At 61.3% G+C, this 16,062-nt stretch carries 19 protein-coding genes; all 19 read left to right on the forward strand.

The window, feature by feature from the left end; genetic code table 11:
• Position 1 precedes the first annotated feature (1 nt).
• Positions 2-208 carry a hypothetical protein gene (locus KBP52_RS01995; protein ID WP_034155909.1) on the forward strand — a complete coding sequence of 69 codons (207 nt, stop codon included), beginning with the start codon at positions 2-4 and terminating at the stop codon, positions 206-208.
• The gene (locus tag KBP52_RS02000; protein WP_212621903.1) at positions 208-1,689 is read left to right on the forward strand and encodes a phage portal protein; all 1,482 of its coding nucleotides are present in this window, start codon (positions 208-210) and stop codon (positions 1,687-1,689) included. Before KBP52_RS01995 ends, KBP52_RS02000 begins: the two co-directional genes overlap by 1 nt.
• On the forward strand, positions 1,686-2,840 hold the full coding sequence (locus KBP52_RS02005; RefSeq protein WP_212621904.1) for a head maturation protease, ClpP-related: 1,155 nt from the start codon (positions 1,686-1,688) through the stop codon (positions 2,838-2,840). The genes KBP52_RS02000 and KBP52_RS02005 overlap by 4 nt, the downstream gene beginning before the upstream one ends.
• Positions 2,837-3,181: a head decoration protein gene (locus KBP52_RS02010; protein ID WP_212621905.1), complete on the forward strand. Its 345-nt coding sequence runs from the start codon at positions 2,837-2,839 to the stop codon at positions 3,179-3,181. The genes KBP52_RS02005 and KBP52_RS02010 overlap by 4 nt, the downstream gene beginning before the upstream one ends.
• Positions 3,182-3,244: 63 nt before the next feature.
• Positions 3,245-4,240 (forward strand): major capsid protein, encoded by a 996-nt coding sequence (locus KBP52_RS02015; RefSeq protein WP_212621906.1) that lies wholly within the window; start codon positions 3,245-3,247, stop codon positions 4,238-4,240.
• A gap of 2 nt (positions 4,241-4,242) precedes the next feature.
• A complete protein-coding gene (locus tag KBP52_RS02020; protein ID WP_034155914.1) occupies positions 4,243-4,563 on the forward strand; it encodes a hypothetical protein in 321 nt (106 codons plus the stop codon).
• Positions 4,560-5,225: a hypothetical protein gene (locus tag KBP52_RS02025; protein ID WP_169430199.1), complete on the forward strand. Its 666-nt coding sequence runs from the start codon at positions 4,560-4,562 to the stop codon at positions 5,223-5,225. The genes KBP52_RS02020 and KBP52_RS02025 overlap by 4 nt, the downstream gene beginning before the upstream one ends.
• The gene (locus tag KBP52_RS02030) at positions 5,218-5,733 is read left to right on the forward strand and encodes a hypothetical protein (protein ID WP_212621907.1); all 516 of its coding nucleotides are present in this window, start codon (positions 5,218-5,220) and stop codon (positions 5,731-5,733) included. The genes KBP52_RS02025 and KBP52_RS02030 overlap by 8 nt, the downstream gene beginning before the upstream one ends.
• Before the next feature lie 29 nt (positions 5,734-5,762).
• On the forward strand, positions 5,763-6,317 hold the full coding sequence (locus KBP52_RS02035; RefSeq protein ID WP_212623083.1) for a phage baseplate assembly protein V: 555 nt from the start codon (positions 5,763-5,765) through the stop codon (positions 6,315-6,317).
• A gap of 55 nt (positions 6,318-6,372) precedes the next feature.
• The gene (locus KBP52_RS02040; RefSeq protein ID WP_249122241.1) at positions 6,373-6,621 is read left to right on the forward strand and encodes a hypothetical protein; all 249 of its coding nucleotides are present in this window, start codon (positions 6,373-6,375) and stop codon (positions 6,619-6,621) included.
• A 5-nt stretch (positions 6,622-6,626) separates the two neighbouring features.
• Complete coding sequence (locus KBP52_RS02045) at positions 6,627-6,953, forward strand: GPW/gp25 family protein (protein ID WP_212621908.1); 327 nt, start codon at positions 6,627-6,629, stop codon at positions 6,951-6,953.
• Complete coding sequence (locus tag KBP52_RS02050; protein WP_123377018.1) at positions 6,950-7,831, forward strand: baseplate J/gp47 family protein; 882 nt, start codon at positions 6,950-6,952, stop codon at positions 7,829-7,831. The genes KBP52_RS02045 and KBP52_RS02050 overlap by 4 nt, the downstream gene beginning before the upstream one ends.
• Before the next feature lies 1 nt (position 7,832).
• A complete protein-coding gene (locus KBP52_RS02055) occupies positions 7,833-8,435 on the forward strand; it encodes a phage tail protein I (protein WP_212621909.1) in 603 nt (200 codons plus the stop codon).
• Positions 8,436-10,397 carry a phage tail protein gene (locus KBP52_RS02060; RefSeq protein ID WP_212621910.1) on the forward strand — a complete coding sequence of 654 codons (1,962 nt, stop codon included), beginning with the start codon at positions 8,436-8,438 and terminating at the stop codon, positions 10,395-10,397.
• A gap of 2 nt (positions 10,398-10,399) precedes the next feature.
• Entirely contained in the window at positions 10,400-10,843 is a 444-nt protein-coding gene (locus tag KBP52_RS02065) for a hypothetical protein (protein WP_108225750.1), read from the forward strand.
• A gap of 103 nt (positions 10,844-10,946) precedes the next feature.
• Positions 10,947-12,113: a phage tail sheath family protein gene (locus tag KBP52_RS02070; RefSeq protein WP_212621911.1), complete on the forward strand. Its 1,167-nt coding sequence runs from the start codon at positions 10,947-10,949 to the stop codon at positions 12,111-12,113.
• Positions 12,114-12,126: 13 nt separating this feature from the next.
• The gene (locus tag KBP52_RS02075; protein ID WP_102902301.1) at positions 12,127-12,630 is read left to right on the forward strand and encodes a phage major tail tube protein; all 504 of its coding nucleotides are present in this window, start codon (positions 12,127-12,129) and stop codon (positions 12,628-12,630) included.
• 13 nt (positions 12,631-12,643) lie between these two features.
• On the forward strand, positions 12,644-13,243 hold the full coding sequence (locus KBP52_RS30720) for a phage tail assembly protein (protein WP_212621912.1): 600 nt from the start codon (positions 12,644-12,646) through the stop codon (positions 13,241-13,243).
• A gap of 150 nt (positions 13,244-13,393) precedes the next feature.
• Positions 13,394-16,054 (forward strand): phage tail tape measure protein, encoded by a 2,661-nt coding sequence (locus KBP52_RS02085; protein ID WP_212621913.1) that lies wholly within the window; start codon positions 13,394-13,396, stop codon positions 16,052-16,054.
• The last annotated feature ends 8 nt before the right edge of the window (positions 16,055-16,062 follow it).

Below are 16,062 nucleotides of genomic sequence, written 5' to 3' on the forward strand. Positions count from 1 at the left end.
TATGTCATTTACGAAAAAGCACCTCGACGCGGTTGAGGCGGCCATTGCTCGCGGTGAAAAAACTGTGCGCTACACCGACCGTACCGTTGAATACCGCACGGTTGATGAGCTGCTCAAGGCGCGCGAAGAAATACGCTCGTCGCTGGCCAGCGCCGCCGGGCCACGTTCGCGCGTGGTTCGCCTTTATCACGGGGGCAGGGGACTTTAATGGCCCGACATTTTCCGACGTTGACCCGTAACGGCTTTGTGCTGCCGTCCAACATCAAGGCCAGTTACGAAGGCGCTGGTGAAGGCCGCCGATCCGCTAACTGGGACGCTCCCGACAACGGGATCAACAGCATCAACACCCCGGCACTGCGCAATTTGCGGTCGCGCTCCCGGGCAGCGGTTCGCAATGACCCGTATGCCTTCAACGTCATCGACAAGCGCGTCAGCAACCTGATCGGCACCGGCATCACCCCTCGGCCAGCGACCGATGATGATGTCCTGCGCAAGCTGCTGCAGGAGCTGTGGAGCGATTGGGTTGATGAATCTGATGCGGATGACCGCACCGACTTTTACGGCCAGCAGGCGCTGGTGGCGCGCACGGTGGAAACATCGGGTGAATGCTTTGTTCGCTTGCGTCCTCGCAGTCGGGACGAAGGTTTGGCGGTTCCGCTGCAGTTGCAGATCCTGGCGCCGGAGTTCGTGCCGCACGACAAATTCGAGAGCGCCAAGAACGGCAACGTCATCCGCGCCGGCATCGAGTTCACGCCCGGCGGCAAGCGGGTAGCTTATTGGATGTACCTGTCGCACCCGCGTGATGCGGCATCGTTGAACGCCGGCTACAACCAGCTAGTGCGCGTCCCGGCCACGCAGGTGCTGCACATCTTCGAACCGGTCGAACCTGGCCAGTTGCGCGGTGTGCCGCGCTTGTCGCCGGTTCTGAAACGGCTACGTAGTTTGGACAACTACGACGACGCGGTGCTGTTCCGTCAGGAGGTGGCCAACCTGTTTGCCGGCTTCATCACTCGCCCCCCGCCGGAATCGGGACCCATGCCGCGCGACCCGGTTACAGGTGCGCCGCTGGTTACGGATCGCGATGGTTTTACGCCGATGGTCGCGCTCGAACCCGGCACCATGCAGGAACTCGGTCCGGGCGAAGAGGTGGAATTTTCCAAACCGCCGGACGCGGGCAACAACTACCCGGACTTCATGCGTCAGCAGTTGATGGCTGCAGCGGCGGGTAGCGGTACGCCTTACGAGATCCTCACCGGCGACATGCGCGGAATCAACGACCGAGCATTACGGGTGGTGCTCAACGAGTTTCGGCGCCGCCTGGAACAACTGCAATTCAGCGTGTACGTCCATCAACTTTGCCGCCCGGTGCGGGCCGCGTGGATGGACATGGCGGTGCTGTCGGGTGTCCTGGTGCTGGACGATTACGCACAGAAGCGCCGCCAGTACCTTCGCACTCGCTGGGTACCGCAAGGCTGGGCCTATATCCAGCCGGTTCAGGACGTGCAAGCAAGAGCGATGGAGGTGAGAGCCGGTTTTTCGTCGCGCAGCGAGATGGTCCTGCGTACCGGCTACGACGCCGAAACGGTCGATCTGGAAAACGCCGCCGATCTGAAGCGGGCCACAGAGCTGGGCCTCAACTACAACACCCTGGATGCCGTCGAAGACACCGACGACAAGGAGCAATCATGAGCAAGAGCGCGAAACCGCGTATTTACAACCGCGCCGGCAAACGCGTCGAGGTCAAGGACAAGACCTGGTACGCCGTTCATGCCAGCGGCGAGTCCACCGAGCGAGTGATCGAAGTCTTTGTCTATGGCGAGATCGGCGCGTGGGGCATCACTGCCAACCAGTTCGTGCAGGATCTGCGCGCCATGGATGATGGTGTGTCGCCGGTGGTCGCCGCGTTCAACAGTATCGGAGGTGACCTGTTCGACGGGCTGGCCATGCACAACGCGCTGTCGCGGCTGGGCGAGCGCTGCACCGGCCGGATCGATGCACTGGCAGCGAGTGCCGCCAGTGTGGCTGTGTGCGGTGCCCACCGCGTGGTCATCGCTTCCAACGCGATGTTGATGATCCATAACCCATGGACTTACGCCGCCGGTGATGCGGAGGACTTCCGCAAGGTGGCCGACGTTCTCGACCAGACCATGGAAGCGATCATCGCGGCCTACAAGGCCAAAGCGCCCGACATTGATGAGGTGGAGCTGCGGCGTTTGGTGGCGGCTGAAACCTGGCTGACCGCCAACGAAGCGGTGGCATTGGGGCTGGCCGATGAGGTGGGCGACGGCGTCAAGGTCAAAGCCTGTCTCGGTCAAGGCGCGGTGCTGCAACGATTCCAGAACGCACCGGCTGATTTGTTGGCCCAGCTCGACGAGGCACCCGAACCGGAACCGGATCTTGATCCTGTCGATCCGCCGCCGGTGCCGCCCGTCGTAGACTCGGCCAAGTTGGCATTGATGGTCACTCAGCGCTGCACGGCGGCGGGCATCAGCAACCTGATCGAGCCGCTGCTCAAGTCCACCCAGCTTGAAAGTGAAGAGATCGTTTTGGCGGGTCTGGCATGCGCCAAGGCGATTAACGACCTCTGCGTGGCCGCGCGGCTGCCTGAATTCAGCGCCGAGTATGTCGCGGCAGGTCTGGATGCGCCGGCGGTGCGGGCGCGTCTGTTCGACAAGATTGTCACCAGCGGTAAGGGCTTTGAAATCGACAACAGTCTGCCGCTGGCGGACGATCTAGCGCCCAAGGTGCTGGCCAAACAACCTGACCCCAACTCGATTTGGGCTGCTCGCCAAGCGGCCCAAACTGGAACCGCGCAAAGCGCGAAAGGAGCACGAGCATGACCATCAAAAAGGAACCGATGCACGCAGGTGAATTCCTGCTGTCCGAAGGCGCCGGAAACATTTCGCGGGAAACGATCAATGTCGCCGCCGGCCCGGCACTGAATTCGGGCCAAGTCCTCGGTCTGGTGACGGCCACGGGCGAGTTTGCGCCGTATGATCCGGCCGCCGAAGACGGCACCCAATCTGCTGTCGCGATCCTTTACGGGCCGTTGGGCGAGTCGGACATCGTGCGCCGTGGTCGCGCGGTGGCGCGCATGGCTGAGGTCAGCGAAGCGCATCTGACAGGGCTGGATCCTGAAGCCGAAAAAGATCTGGCCGCTCATTTCCTGATCGTCCGCTAAGACGTTTCCTTCTTTCATATGCATCCCGCCGCGTGCGGGATTTTTCGTTTCTGGAGAGTACCCATGGCCGATATCGCCATTTTTGAAGACGAAGCGTTTACCGTTACCTCGCTGACCGCTGCACTCAATGATCAACCCTACCTGCCGGGCCGCATCAGCGCCCTGGGCCTGTTCCGCGAGGAAGGCATTACCACCCTGACCGTGCAGATTGAAAAGGACGGTGACACCCTGGCACTGGTGCCGGCCGGTGAGCGCGGTGGTTCTGGCCTGGTGGTTGCTGCGAGCAAGCGCAACCTTATCCCGTTCAACACCGTGCACCTGCCGGAGCGTTTCACCATCAAGGCGGATGAGATCCAAGGCATCCGCGCCTTCGGCACTCGCACTGAGCTGCAGGCGGTGCAGGACGTGGTCAATGCGCGGCTGGCTAAGGCACGTCGTCAGTTGGACGCCACCCACGAATTCCAGCGCATGGGCGCACTCAACGGCCAGATCCTCGACGCTGATGGTTCGACGGTGCTGCTGGACTTGTACGAGCGCTTCGGTGTGCAGCGTCAGAAGATGTCCATGGGGCTGACTGAAGCCGGTACCGAGCTGCGGGTTAAGTGCGGTGAGGCGCTGGACATGCAGGAGGATGCGCTGGGCAGCGTAACCAGTACCGGTTCGCGCGCTTTCTGCGGCAAGAACTTCTGGAACAAGCTGATCGTTCACAAGTCGGTCAAAGAGACCTACCTCAACAGTCAGCAAGCGGCAGCGCTGCGTGGCGACGCCCGGGAAAGCTTCGAGTTCGGCGGCATCATCTGGGAGCGTTACCGTGGCAAGGTCGCCGGCGTGTCTTTTGTCCATGACGACAAGGCGCTGCTGGTTCCGGAAGGCGTGCCCGATCTGTACATCTCCGTGTTTGCACCGGCCGACTACATGGAAACGGTCAACACCCAGGGCATCCCGTACTACAGCATGATCGAGCCGCTGCCCTTCAACAAAGGTATGGCCGGTGAAGCACAGTCCAATCCGCTGCACCTGTGCACTCGACCGCGCGCCCAGATCCTGATGGAACTCTGACCATGGGCTTTCGCGATCTGATCGCCGAAGTCGACGCGGTGGTGTTCGAAACGCTGGGCGACACCGCACGGATCGAGGGTCGCGAAGAGCCAGTGCTCGGCATGTTTGCCGCGCCCTGGCTGCAACCCAAGTTCGGCAAGCTCAACACCGGGTTGCGTGAGCCTCGCTTTGAGATCCGCGTCAGCGATTCGCAAGGTCTGGAACAGGGCATGCTGGTCAGCGTTGACTTGCCTGCCTTGGACGGCGGCGGTGACTACGACCTGATCCAGCTCGAACCGAGCGGTGACGGGCTGGTCGCCCTGATTCTGAGGTTGCGGCCATGAGCGTCGGCAGCTATTTCAAACCCTCGGCCGGGGGCGGGATGATCTCTATCCAGTCCTCGGCCGCAGATTTTCAGGCGTTCCAGGACTTTGCCAAGGTGGTGCCGAAAGCGGCTGCTGCGGCGCATCGGCGCGCGATCAACAAGACGTTGGGAAGGTTGCGCACGCACATCGCCCGAGCCGTCAGCCGGTCAGAGCGCATTGCCGTAGCAGCGGTGCGTCAGCGGTTGCGCAGCTATCCAGTTTCCGGCGCGGCCGCGAGCGGCAAACTGTGGTTCGGGTTGAACACCATCGAATCCAGCCGGATCGGCCGGGCGCGGCAGACCGGGAGCGGTGTGTCGGTGGCGGGGCGGCGTTACGAAGGTGCCTTTCTCAAGAAGGTCTACGGCAACAAGCCCGACATCTGGATCCGCACAGCCTCCAAGCATTTCAACGCGGACGACTACCCGGACAGCACGGTGTCCCCCGGTCGCGGGCCGAGTTCGGGTTGGGTCGCCGAAAACGGAAGTCGTTTCCCGCTGGCCAAGGCCAAGGTGTCGCTGGAGCAAGCCCGGCCGCATTTCGACAGCTGGGTCAAAAAGGCAGACGAGATCCTGTTGGCGATTCTCAAACAAGAACTCAACTTTGAGCTGCAGAAATACCTTAAGAGGATCGGCAATGTCTGAAGAACCGTTCAGCCTGGACCAGCTTTATCGGGCGGTAGAACAGCATCTGCGTACCCACTTGGCTGGCGTGCAGGCCGTTACAGCCTGGCCAAATATTAAGGATCGCGTGTTGCTGCCAGCGGTTTTTCTGGAGGTGGCCGAGATCGAGCCGGGTTCCGATATCGGCACCGGCGAAACCTCGCTGGTCTGCAAGTTTGAGGCTCGGATCATTGTTGACCCGATCTTGCCGCACCATCATCAACAGGCCGTGCAATTGGCGGCCCAGTTGGCGGTGTTGCTGCGTTCGCAAACGTGGGGGCTAGCAGTTGAACCCGCCGAGTTTGTGCAATCGCTGCAGGACTTTACCCAGCCGCACCTGGATGGATACACCGTGTGGCTAGTGGAGTGGACTCAGCAAGTCTATCTCGGCCCAGAGGAATGGCTCTGGCCTGACGAGCCGCCGGGCACGTTGCTCATTGGATTCAACAACGACGCCAAAGAGGACTTTGTCCCTGCGGAGGATGTGTGAGTGGCTACGCGAGCGCCCAGCACGACCGGATGCTCGCCGGCGTGGTCAAGGCTTGCTACGTGGTCGCGGTGGATCTGTCCGCTTCGCCGCCGGTATGTCGCGTGTCGGATGGCAGTGAATGGGTCAGCGCCTGGGTGCGGTGGCACAGCATCGCCGCCGGCAAGGCCAGGCACTGGCGGGCGCCGTCTTTGGGCGAGCAGGGCAGTTTGATCAGTCCCAGCGGTGACGTGTCACAAGGCACATTTATCCCGGGCTTGTATGGCAATGCCGGACCGCCGCCAGATAACCGCGACCACGTCGAGGTCTGGCGTTTTGATGATGGCGGCTCGCTGATCTACGACTGGCAGGCCAAGAGCTACAGCATCACCCTGCCGAGTGGCACGGTGGCGATCAAGGTCGGCGGCACGGACGTCGTCGTTACGGATAACGCGGTAACGGTGAAGTCGGGAACGATTGATCTTGAAGCGACCGTGAATATCAAAGGGCCTGTCAATATCGACGGCGCGTTATCCGTAACGGGCAACATCGACGGCGCTGGCAACATCATGGCCGTCGGCAACAGCGACAACCACCACAAGCATTAACCCAAACATTCATCCAGCCCGCCCAGTGCGGGCTTTTTCATGCCTGGAGAACCACATGGCCAAGATCGATATGACCTCAACCGATGCGCAAACGTCCTCGGAACCGGCATTGTCATCCTCAACTTACTCATCGCCTGAGTCCTTGAAATTCCGCGACAAGCTCTACACGTCGCGACTGGTGATCGTGCCCGGTACCGACCGTTCCTACCTGGTGGAGAAGGCGGCGGTCGTGGTGCCTGCCTCCGACATCGAGGCGGTCAAGTTCCTGAAAGCCAGCGAAGAATACGAGCCGTTCAAGGAGTGACATCGATGATCGGAATGGATCGCCAGACCGGCCTACCCATTTCCGGCATCGCGCACCTGCGGCAATCCATTGCCGACATCTTGAGCACGCCGCTGGGCAGTCGCCGGCACCGTATGGAATACGGCAGCAAGCTACGGCGGTTTGTCGATTTGCCCGTTAACGATGGCTGGAAAAGCGCCGTACAGGCTGAGGTCGCCCGCGCTTTGGGGCGCTGGGAGCCACGTTTGAAGCTCGACCAGGTGCGTGTCCTCTCCGTCATTGGTGGGCAAATCAATCTGCAAATTGTCGGGAAGCACCTGGGTGACGGCGTCACGTTGGAGGTGGCTGCATGAGTACCGTTGATTTGTCGTCGCTGCCGGCGCCGACCGTGCTGGAGCCTCTGGACTTCGAAGAGGTTTATCAGGATGGTTTAGGCGTCTTTCGCGGGTACATGGGTGGCAACTGGACGGCCGCGCTGGAAAGCGATCCAGTGGTCAAAGTGCTTGAGGTCGGGGCCTACAACAAGGTCGGCAACCGCGCCCGGGTCAATGACGCCGGCAAGGCGCTATTGCTGGCCCACGCCATTCGCGGCGACCTCGATCACTTGGGGGCCAACGTCAATCTGCAGCGCCTGGTCATTCAGGCCGAGGATCTGCTGGCAGTGCCGCCGGTGCCCAAGGTCATGGAAGACGACGACCCGTTTCGCGAACGCATCCAGTTGGCCTATGAGGGTTTGACCACGGCCGGCCCGCGCAACAGCTACATCCTGCATGCGCGTAACGCTTCTGGGCTGGTGGCAGACGCCACGGCCGAAAGCCCGGCGCCTTGCTACGTTACGGTAACGGTGCTGGGGTTTGATGGGGAGGGTGAAGCGCCGCCGGAGCTGCTGGCGACGGTGGCCGCTGCGCTGGATGACGATGACGTGCGCCCGGTCGGTGATCGTGTGACCGTGCAGAGCGCGCAGGTGATCCGCTACGAGATTGACGCCATCTTGCATATGGCCGGCGCCGGCCCGGAAGCGGATGCCAGTTTGGCCGAAGCGAAAAGCCGATTGGCCGGTTGGATCAACCCACGCAAGCGGCTGGGCGTCGAGGTCGCACGCTCCGCTATTGACGCTCAGTTGCACGTTGCCGGCGTTGCCCGGGTTGAGTTGGTCGGGTGGCAGGATCTGGCCCCGACCAAGGCTCAAGCGGCGTTCTGCACGCGCTACAACGTGAGGCTGGCGGGCTGATATGAAAAGTCTACTGCCGCTCAATAGCACGCAACTGGAACGGGCCATGGAGGCCGCGTTTTTCGAAAAGACGATTGTCCCACTGCGCGACCTCTACAACCCCGACACCTGTCCGGTGCATCTGCTGCCGCATCTGGCGTGGGCGTGGTCGGTCGATCGCTGGGACTACCGATGGTCTGAGGCGACCAAGCGCGCGGCCATCAAGGCGTCTTTCTACATCCACAAGCACAAGGGCACGATCGGCGCGATACGTCGCGTGGTCGAGCCGCTGGGCTATCTGATTGAGATTGTCGAGTGGTTCAAGACCGTGCCCGAGGGCGTGCCGGGCACCTTCGCGCTGAAGATTGGCGTTCTCGATACCGGTATCACCGAGGAAATGTATCAGGAGCTTGAACGCCTGATTGACGACGCCAAGCCCGTCACCCGGCACATGACCGGGCTGGCGATCAGCCTGGAAACACAGGGCAATTTGAATGTGGGTGTGACGCTCTACGACGGCGATGAACTCGACATATTCCCGCCGGAAATGCAGGACATCGACGTTACCGGCAGCTTCGGCGTGGTCGGCCGTGAACACTCCATAGACATCATGGATATTTATTAAATGATTGATGCGAACTCAAAGTTTTTCGCGATCCTGACGGACGTGGGGGCGGCCAAGCTGGCGAATGCCAATGTGCTTGGCGTGCCTTGGAACATCACGGAAATGGGCTTGGGCGATGCCAACGAGACCGAGCCGCAGCCCAGCGCCAAGCAAACCAAACTGATCAACGAATGGCGGCGCCGTCCGCTTAATCAACTGCGCATCGATCCAGTCAACCCGGCGGTGATCATTGCCGAGCAGGTCATTCCGGAAGGCGAGGGTGGGCGCTGGATTCGTGAGGTCGGGCTGTATGACGCTGACGGTGATCTGGTGGCGGTGGCCAACTGTGCGCCGAGCTTCAAGCCGTTGCTATCGCAGGGGTCGGGCCGCACGCAAGTGGTGCGGATGAACCTGATTGTTTCCAGCACGGCACAGATCAGCCTCAAGATTGACCCGTCGGTGGTGCTTGCGACGCGTGAGTATGTCGATTCGCGCATTCTGGAAGAGCTGAGCAAGCTCGACATTAAGCAGTCAGTGCGCGCGGCGACCACGGCCAATATCGCCCTGGTCGGTTTGCAGGTCGTGGACGGTGTTTCGCTGAATGCCGGCGACCGCGTGCTGGTGAAGAATCAGGCGGCCGCCAAGGATAACGGCCCGTATGTGGTGGCTGTGGGGGCCTGGGCGCGGGCCAAGGATGCCGATAACAACGCGAAGGTCACGCCTAATCTGACGGTCGCGGTCGAAGTGGGTGCAACGCAGGCCGATACGATCTGGCAACTGGTGACCGATGGCCCGATTGTCGTGGGCACCACGGCGCTCACGTTCAAGGACATTACAGATGGCTTTGCCCGGCTGCTGTCGCCAAGCTTTGCCGGCAATCCCACGGCCCCGACGCCGGCGCAATTCGACGGCAGCAAGTCGATCGCTACGGCGGAGTTTGTAAAGCGTAGTGGTGTCGAGTTCTCGGGCTTCTCCACGAACGCTGCAAACTTGGCTTTGACGGCCGCGCACGTCGGTGGCCTTCACAGCTTTTCCGGTGCTACGCAGCTTCAGGCCACTTTGCCGCCGACGGCAGGTGTCGCGCAGGCTGCAACCATTACGCTTGTTTGTGCGGGTAATGGCGGGCTTAAAATCGTCCCGGCCGGCGCTGACGTGGTGTACACCTCTACCGGTGTGTCCGGCCCGTTGGTGTTGGCCTTGGGCGACACGGCTGAGTTCATCCGCCTGCAAGACCAGTGGCGGCTGATCGGTGGCACGGCGGCGCTGCGCTTTGCTGGAACGTTGAGTGGTGCCTATTACGTCACGCAGCCGCAGTTCGATAGCGGCAAGTCGCCGGCTACGACGGAATTCGTAAAGCGAATGGGCGTCGAGTGGTCGAACTTCAATGCACTATCCGTCAGTACCGTGCTAAGTGTTGCAAGCGTCGGCGGCGCGGTCAGCGCTGCGTCTTCAACACCCATCAGCCTTACCCTTCCGCCTACTGGGCTTGTGGTGCACGGCGCAATGATAATGGTGCTGAGCGCAGGCTCTGGCGCGGTCACTTTGCAGCTATCAGGTGGCGACCTCTTAACGAATGTGAGTGGTGTGTCCGTGTCCGTTGTTCTCGGGCAGGGCGATACAGCGCTGCTGACCAGAGTCTCCAATGAGTGGCGTCTGATCGACGGAACGGTGGCGTTGCGACACTCAGCAGCATTCGCTTCGAGCCTGCTATCGGGTAACGGCTGGGCAAAGCGTCCCGATGGTCTTATCGAGCAATGGGGTTCAGGCGTTACGGACGCGAACGGGTACGTTTATATTACCTACCCTATCCCGTTCCCCAATACGGTGCGCAATGTTATGCCAGCGCACCTTGGTTCGTCGGCCTTGATGCACGCGGTCATGGATACCAACTACACGCAGACCGGTTGCAAGGTTCGCGTGCAAAATGCGGCGGGGGCTTCGTCGGCTGGGTGGTGTGTTCTTTGGCGAGCTGTGGGGTATTGAACATGGACAAAATTGTATATTTCAGCCCATCCATGTGTGGGGCTTATCGCCCTGAGATCCATGGTGCGGACATGCCGGCGGACGTGGTCGAGGTCTCGGAAAGCGTTTGGCAATCGCTGCTCAATGAGCTGTCGACCAGTCCAAAAATGATGTCGTCACGGTCCAACGGTCAGCCCGTTTTGATTGATCCTCCGGCACTGGATGCCGAGGCGCTGACCGCTATTGAGCGCGCTTGGCGTGATGGGCAGTTGGCGCTGACGGATCCGCTGGTTTCCCGACACCGCGACGAGATCGAGGAGGGGGGCGAAACCTCGCTCACGGCCGACCAGTACGCGGAGCTGCAGGCGTACCGCCGGCAGTTGCGCGACTGGCCGCAAGGGGATCAATTCCCCCTCGCCGAACACCGACCGCCGGCGCCGACCTGGCTGTCAGCACAACCCAACTAAACGCCCCGCACTGACGGGGCGTTTTCTTTTCCGTTACGCGTAACACGAACACCCTAACAGCCTCGCTTATGCGGGGCTTTTTCGTTTCTGGAGACTGACCCTTATGAGTTTTTTCCACGGCGTCACGACCACGTCGGTCGACACTGGTGCGCGCACCATCTCGCTGCCGTCTTCGTCGATTATCGGTCTGTGCGACACCTTTACCCCGGGCCAGCTCGGCGGCGGTACGGCCAAGGCCGGCGAACTGAAGTTGATTACTACCGAGCGCGAAGCCATTGCCGCCTTCGGCGCCGATTCGGCAATCACCAAGGCGTGTAAGGCGATCTACGTCAAAGCCAAGGCGGTGATCGTCGCCATCGGCGTGCCCAAGCTGGAAGACGCGGCGCTGCAAACCTCTGCGATCATTGGCGGTGAACTGGTCTCGGGTCAGCGTACCGGCCTGCAGGCGCTGCTCGACGGTAAAAGCCTGTTCAACGCTCAGCCGCGGTTGTTGATCGCACCGGGCCACACTGCGACTCAGGCGGTGGCTACGGCGCTCGACAGCGTGGCGCAGAAGCTGCGCGCCATCGGCATCATCGACGGCCCGGGTACGACCGACGAGGCCGCTATTGCCTACGCCGAGAACTTCGGCAGTCGCAACCTGTTCATGGTCGACCCGGGCGTCAAGTATTGGGACACCGTCACCAGCGCTACGGCCGACGCGCCCGGCTCGGCTTGGGCTGCAGGCCTGTTTGCGTGGACGGATGCTGAATACGGCTTCTGGGCTTCGCCATCGAACAAGGAGTTGACCGGCATCACCGGTACCGGTCGCGCGGTCGAGTACCTGGACGGCGACGAGACTTGCCGGGCCAACCTGCTCAACAACGCCAATATCACCACGATCATTCGCGACGACGGTTACCGCCTGTGGGGCAACCGCACGCTGTCGAGCGATCCGAAGTGGGCGTTCGTTACCCGCGTTCGCACGCTGTTCATCCTCATGGACGCGGTGCAGGCCGGGCACAAGTGGGCGGTTGACCGCTCGATCACCAAGACCTACGTGACCGATGTCACCAACGGTCTGGATGCATTCATGCGCGACCTGAAAGCCCAGGGCGCGATCATCAACTTTGAAGTGTTCGCCGACACCGAACTGAACACGGCCAGCCAGATCGCCCAGGGCAAGGTGTATTGGCGCATCCGTTTCACCGACGTGCCGCCGGCAGAAAACCCGAATTTCCTTTTCGAAGTCACCGATCAGTGGATGACCGAAGTGCTTGAAGCAGCCTAAGGGGGCGTAGCAAATGATTCCTCAGACTTTGTACAACACCAACCTGTTCGTCGACGGCGTGAACTTCTCCGGCGACGTGCCGAGCCTGACGCTGCCCAAGCTGACCACCAAGACCGACGAATATCGTGGCGGCGGCATGGCTGGCCCCATCGATATGGATCAGGGGCTTGAAAAAATGGAAGCCTCGTTTGTCACCAAGGGCGTGCGCCGCGAGTCGCTGAAGTACTTCGGCCTGGCCGACGGCACGGCGTTCAACGCCACGTTCCGAGGTGCCTTCAAGGGCCAAAAGGGCGCTGTGACAGCAGTCGTTGCCACCCTGCGCGGTCGCCTCAAAGAGGTCGATCTCGGCGACTGGAAAGCCGGTGATGCGGCCGAGATCAAACACGCCGTTTCGGTCACGTACTACAAGCTCGAAATCGACGGGCGCCTGATGTACGAGATCGACATGGTCGCCGGCATTCAGGTGATCGACGGCAAAGACCAACTGCTCGAAGTGCGCCAAGCACTCGGCATGTAAGGAATAGATCCAGATGACTCAAGTAATCGCTAAAACCCTGCCTGCCTGGCTGTCGCTCAGTGCAGTCGGTGCCGTCGTAACGCTGACCCGCCCAAGCCAAGCCAATAGCATCGACGTCGAGACGTTGAACCTGCGTAACCCGACCGTGCGTGAAGTGCGTGCGGCTGATCGTGCTGCCAACGGCGATGATGAACAGCGCGAAATGATGCTGTTCGCCGGTCTGGCCGAAGTCGGATTGAAAGATCTGGAACGCCTCAAGCTGACGGATTATCGCCGCGTGCAAACGGCGTATTCGCACTTGGCACCGAAAACCGATTATTCGGACTCGATGCCGGCGTGGTTGTCGCTGACCACCGATCAGGTGCTGGTAACGCTTTCGTGTCCGAGTGAAATCAATGGCGTGACCGTCGACAAGCTGGCCTTGCGTTCGCCGACTGTGGGCGACGTGCGAGCGGCCAACCGTGAGGTGGGTGGCGACGATGAGCAGCGCGAGCTGGTGTTGTTTGCTGCGTTGTCCGGCGCTTCGGTGGCGGATCTGGAGGGGCTGAAGCTGGTGGATTTTAACCGCTTGCAGGCCGGCTATTTTCGCATGGACAACGACGACGGGCTTTAACCCCAGCGTTATCAAGTCGGCGGCGAAACGTCTGGCGGCGGAAACCGGATTTTCCGCCGCTGAGATCCAGTCGATGCCGTTCGCGGATATGGTGTGGTGGCTCACGGATTGAGCCGCCATCGGTAGTGCTGGGCACATGAGGGCCACGACATGGCAAACAAACTCGCCCTCGGGCTGGTGATCGGCGGTGCCGTCAGTTCAACGGTCGGCGCCGCGTTCAAGGATGTGACCGGGCGCATCAAGCGCCTTGAGGCAGAAGGCAACAAAGCGCGCGTGCTGCAGCGCACGATTGGCGACACCATCCGCCTGCGCGAAGAATGGAAGAAGGCTCACGACACCGGCGCGGCCGGTGCGTCCAAATTACTCAACCGTTTGAACTCGAACCTCGACAGCTTGAAAAAGCAGGGGATCGAGGTCGGTCGACTGGAAAAAGCCTATCGCTCGATGGGGCAGACGGCCAACAAAGCCGAGCTGAAAGCCAAGGGTCATCAGCAGATTGATTCTGGCGTAAAGGGCATGAAGGGCGCTGTCGGTGCTGCGGTTGTGGGTGTCGGTGCCATGGCGGTGCCGGCCAAGGTCAGCGCTGATTTTGGCGCGATTGTCCGTGACATCGCGATCAAGGCCGGCATTGCCAACAAGCCGCAAGAGCAGGAGATGTCGCGCAAGATCATCGACACGTCACGCGATACCGGCATGGCGCGCAACGATGTGGCCGACGTGGTCAATCAGTTGGTCGGCGCCGGTATGGACTTGAGCAAGGCGCTGGAATACGCGCCTGTCGCGGCCAAGTTTGTCGTGGGGCAGGGATCCAGCGGCGTCGACACGGCGAAGATGATCAACGCCCTAGGGCAGAACGCCAAGATCACCGACCCCAAGCAGATGCAGCAGGCGCTGGAAGCGATCGCCTACCAAGGTCAGGCGGGCAGCTTTGAAGCGGCTGACATGGCCAAGTGGTTCCCGGAACTGCTGGCCAACATGGCCAGCAACGGCATCACCGGCTTGGATGCGGTGACCCAACTGGGTGCCATGCTGCAGGTGCAGATGAAACAGGCCGGCAGTTCGGACGAAGCGGCCAACAACCTGAAAAACTGGATGGGCAAAATCGGCTCGACCGACACGGTCAAGGCCTACGAAAAAGCCGGTATTGATTACAAGGGGTCGATGCAGACCGGTTTGCAAAACGGCATGTCGACGCTCGAAACCAGTATGGCGCTGGCTCAGAAATACATTCAGGCGACCGATCCGAAGCGTGCGGCGGCCATGGCCGAAGCCACGTCAAAAATCAGCAAGGAAGCCGACCCGGAGAAGGCCAAGGCCATGATGGCCTCGCTGGAAGAATCCCTGCGCACCGGCGACCTGTTCGCCGACATGCAGGTCAAGGCCGCACTGTCGGCCTACATGCAGAACAAGGCGCTGTACAGCCAGCTCAAAAACGATTCGCGTGACGCGACCGGGATCCTCGACAAGAACCTCGCCGAGCGGCGCGAGTCGTCATCGCAGAAATGGGCGGAAATGGCCCAGTCGATGGATGACGCCATGCGCAGCATCGGTGATGCGCTGCGCCCGGTGACGGACACCGTGGCCGAGTCGTTGACCAAGGTTACTAAAGGCATTACGTCGCTGACTGATAGCGCGCCCGGGGTAGTTGCCGGTGTCGCCACGGTCGGGGCGGGGCTGATCGCCTTGAAGGGTATCTTCAGCACGATCAAGATCGGCAAGGGGCTGCTAAACCTTGCGCGTGGGTCGCGCGGTGGCAGGAATGGGAGCGAAGCCCCAAATAAAAACCCCGGAGAACTTGATCTGGTAGCGACTGGCCTGGATGTTGTTTCACGGGTGAAAGACGCGGCAACAGGCGGTGGCCTTGGTACTGAAAATGGTGCAGGTAACGACGGCGTCAAGAAGGTTTTCGTCGTCAATGCCGGCGCTATGGGGGGCGGTGTGGATGCGTCGGGCGAATCGCGCCGACGTGGACGTGGGTCAAGGCGCAGCGCTCGGCGCCGGTCGTTGCCGAGTTCGAGAGGTCCTCGCCCATCTGTGCCTCGTCCACCTGTTCCGGTTTCACGGCCACCCGTTCCGGCTTCGCGTCCCCCTGTTTCGATCCCGGCGCCATCAGTCCCTTCTGTTCCAAGTGGGGCATTGTCCAAGCTCGGCGTCGTCGCAGAAACCGTCGGTAAGGTTAGCAAGGCGGCCAAGGTCATTCCTGGCGGCACGCTGCTGGAGTCCGGTGCGATGGCGCTTGAAACCTTTCAAAACGCCAAGACCAAGGACGAAAAAGCCGAAGGTTACGGTTCGGCTGCCGGCAACCTGGCCGGCACCATGGCCGGTGCAGCAGCAGGCGCCGCCATTGGTTCGGTTGTGCCGATCATCGGCACCGCGATCGGCGGCATGATCGGTGCTTACCTGGGCAGTCAGGGCGGTGCGGCGCTGGGCGGGTCGTTGGGTAAGTCGCTGTTCGGTGGTGAGGATGAAAAGCCCGAGCAAACGGCAAAGGCGCCGGTGCCGACCACGCCGCTCATGATGGCGTCAGCGGCGCAGCAAGGCCCGGTGCTGGGGGATGTCGCGCGCTCGATGGCAGTGACGGCGCCGCTCAAGTCGGCGGCGATGGCCATCCAGCCCAAGGAGGCGGCGAAGCCGGAGCCGGCCAAGGTGGATCAGCAGTTTCAGTATTCACTGAACATGCCGGTCACGGTGCAGGGCGATGTCAAAGACCCGCAAACATTGGCGCAGGATCTGCTGCCGCACATGCAGCGAATGATGGAAGGTGCTGCGAAGCAGAATGCCGCCAAGCTGTACGACGAACCCCATGTGTAAGGAGGCCT

The organism is Pseudomonas sp. SCA2728.1_7 (assembly GCF_018138145.1).
Taxonomy (GTDB): Bacteria; Pseudomonadota; Gammaproteobacteria; order Pseudomonadales; family Pseudomonadaceae; genus Aquipseudomonas; species Aquipseudomonas koreensis_A.

Excerpts from the sequence above, each read along its gene's own strand:
- KBP52_RS02030 (WP_212621907.1), top strand. The coding sequence starts at position 5,218 with ATGTCTGAAGAACCGTTCAGCCTGGACCAGCTTTATCGGGCGGTAGAA.
- KBP52_RS02065 (WP_108225750.1), top strand. The coding sequence starts at position 10,400 with ATGGACAAAATTGTATATTTCAGCCCATCCATGTGTGGGGCTTATCGC.
- KBP52_RS02035 (WP_212623083.1), top strand. The coding sequence starts at position 5,763 with ATGCTCGCCGGCGTGGTCAAGGCTTGCTACGTGGTCGCGGTGGATCTG.
- KBP52_RS02045 (WP_212621908.1), top strand. The coding sequence starts at position 6,627 with ATGATCGGAATGGATCGCCAGACCGGCCTACCCATTTCCGGCATCGCG.
- KBP52_RS02005 (WP_212621904.1), top strand. The coding sequence starts at position 1,686 with ATGAGCAAGAGCGCGAAACCGCGTATTTACAACCGCGCCGGCAAACGC.
- KBP52_RS02020 (WP_034155914.1), top strand. The coding sequence starts at position 4,243 with ATGGGCTTTCGCGATCTGATCGCCGAAGTCGACGCGGTGGTGTTCGAA.
- KBP52_RS02025 (WP_169430199.1), top strand. The coding sequence starts at position 4,560 with ATGAGCGTCGGCAGCTATTTCAAACCCTCGGCCGGGGGCGGGATGATC.
- KBP52_RS02060 (WP_212621910.1), top strand. The coding sequence starts at position 8,436 with ATGATTGATGCGAACTCAAAGTTTTTCGCGATCCTGACGGACGTGGGG.
- KBP52_RS02050 (WP_123377018.1), top strand. The coding sequence starts at position 6,950 with ATGAGTACCGTTGATTTGTCGTCGCTGCCGGCGCCGACCGTGCTGGAG.
- KBP52_RS01995 (WP_034155909.1), top strand. The coding sequence starts at position 2 with ATGTCATTTACGAAAAAGCACCTCGACGCGGTTGAGGCGGCCATTGCT.
- KBP52_RS02085 (WP_212621913.1), top strand. The coding sequence starts at position 13,394 with ATGGCAAACAAACTCGCCCTCGGGCTGGTGATCGGCGGTGCCGTCAGT.
- KBP52_RS02055 (WP_212621909.1), top strand. The coding sequence starts at position 7,833 with ATGAAAAGTCTACTGCCGCTCAATAGCACGCAACTGGAACGGGCCATG.
- KBP52_RS02015 (WP_212621906.1), top strand. The coding sequence starts at position 3,245 with ATGGCCGATATCGCCATTTTTGAAGACGAAGCGTTTACCGTTACCTCG.
- KBP52_RS02040 (WP_249122241.1), top strand. The coding sequence starts at position 6,373 with ATGGCCAAGATCGATATGACCTCAACCGATGCGCAAACGTCCTCGGAA.
- KBP52_RS02070 (WP_212621911.1), top strand. The coding sequence starts at position 10,947 with ATGAGTTTTTTCCACGGCGTCACGACCACGTCGGTCGACACTGGTGCG.
- KBP52_RS02000 (WP_212621903.1), top strand. The coding sequence starts at position 208 with ATGGCCCGACATTTTCCGACGTTGACCCGTAACGGCTTTGTGCTGCCG.
- KBP52_RS02010 (WP_212621905.1), top strand. The coding sequence starts at position 2,837 with ATGACCATCAAAAAGGAACCGATGCACGCAGGTGAATTCCTGCTGTCC.
- KBP52_RS02075 (WP_102902301.1), top strand. The coding sequence starts at position 12,127 with ATGATTCCTCAGACTTTGTACAACACCAACCTGTTCGTCGACGGCGTG.
- KBP52_RS30720 (WP_212621912.1), top strand. The coding sequence starts at position 12,644 with ATGACTCAAGTAATCGCTAAAACCCTGCCTGCCTGGCTGTCGCTCAGT.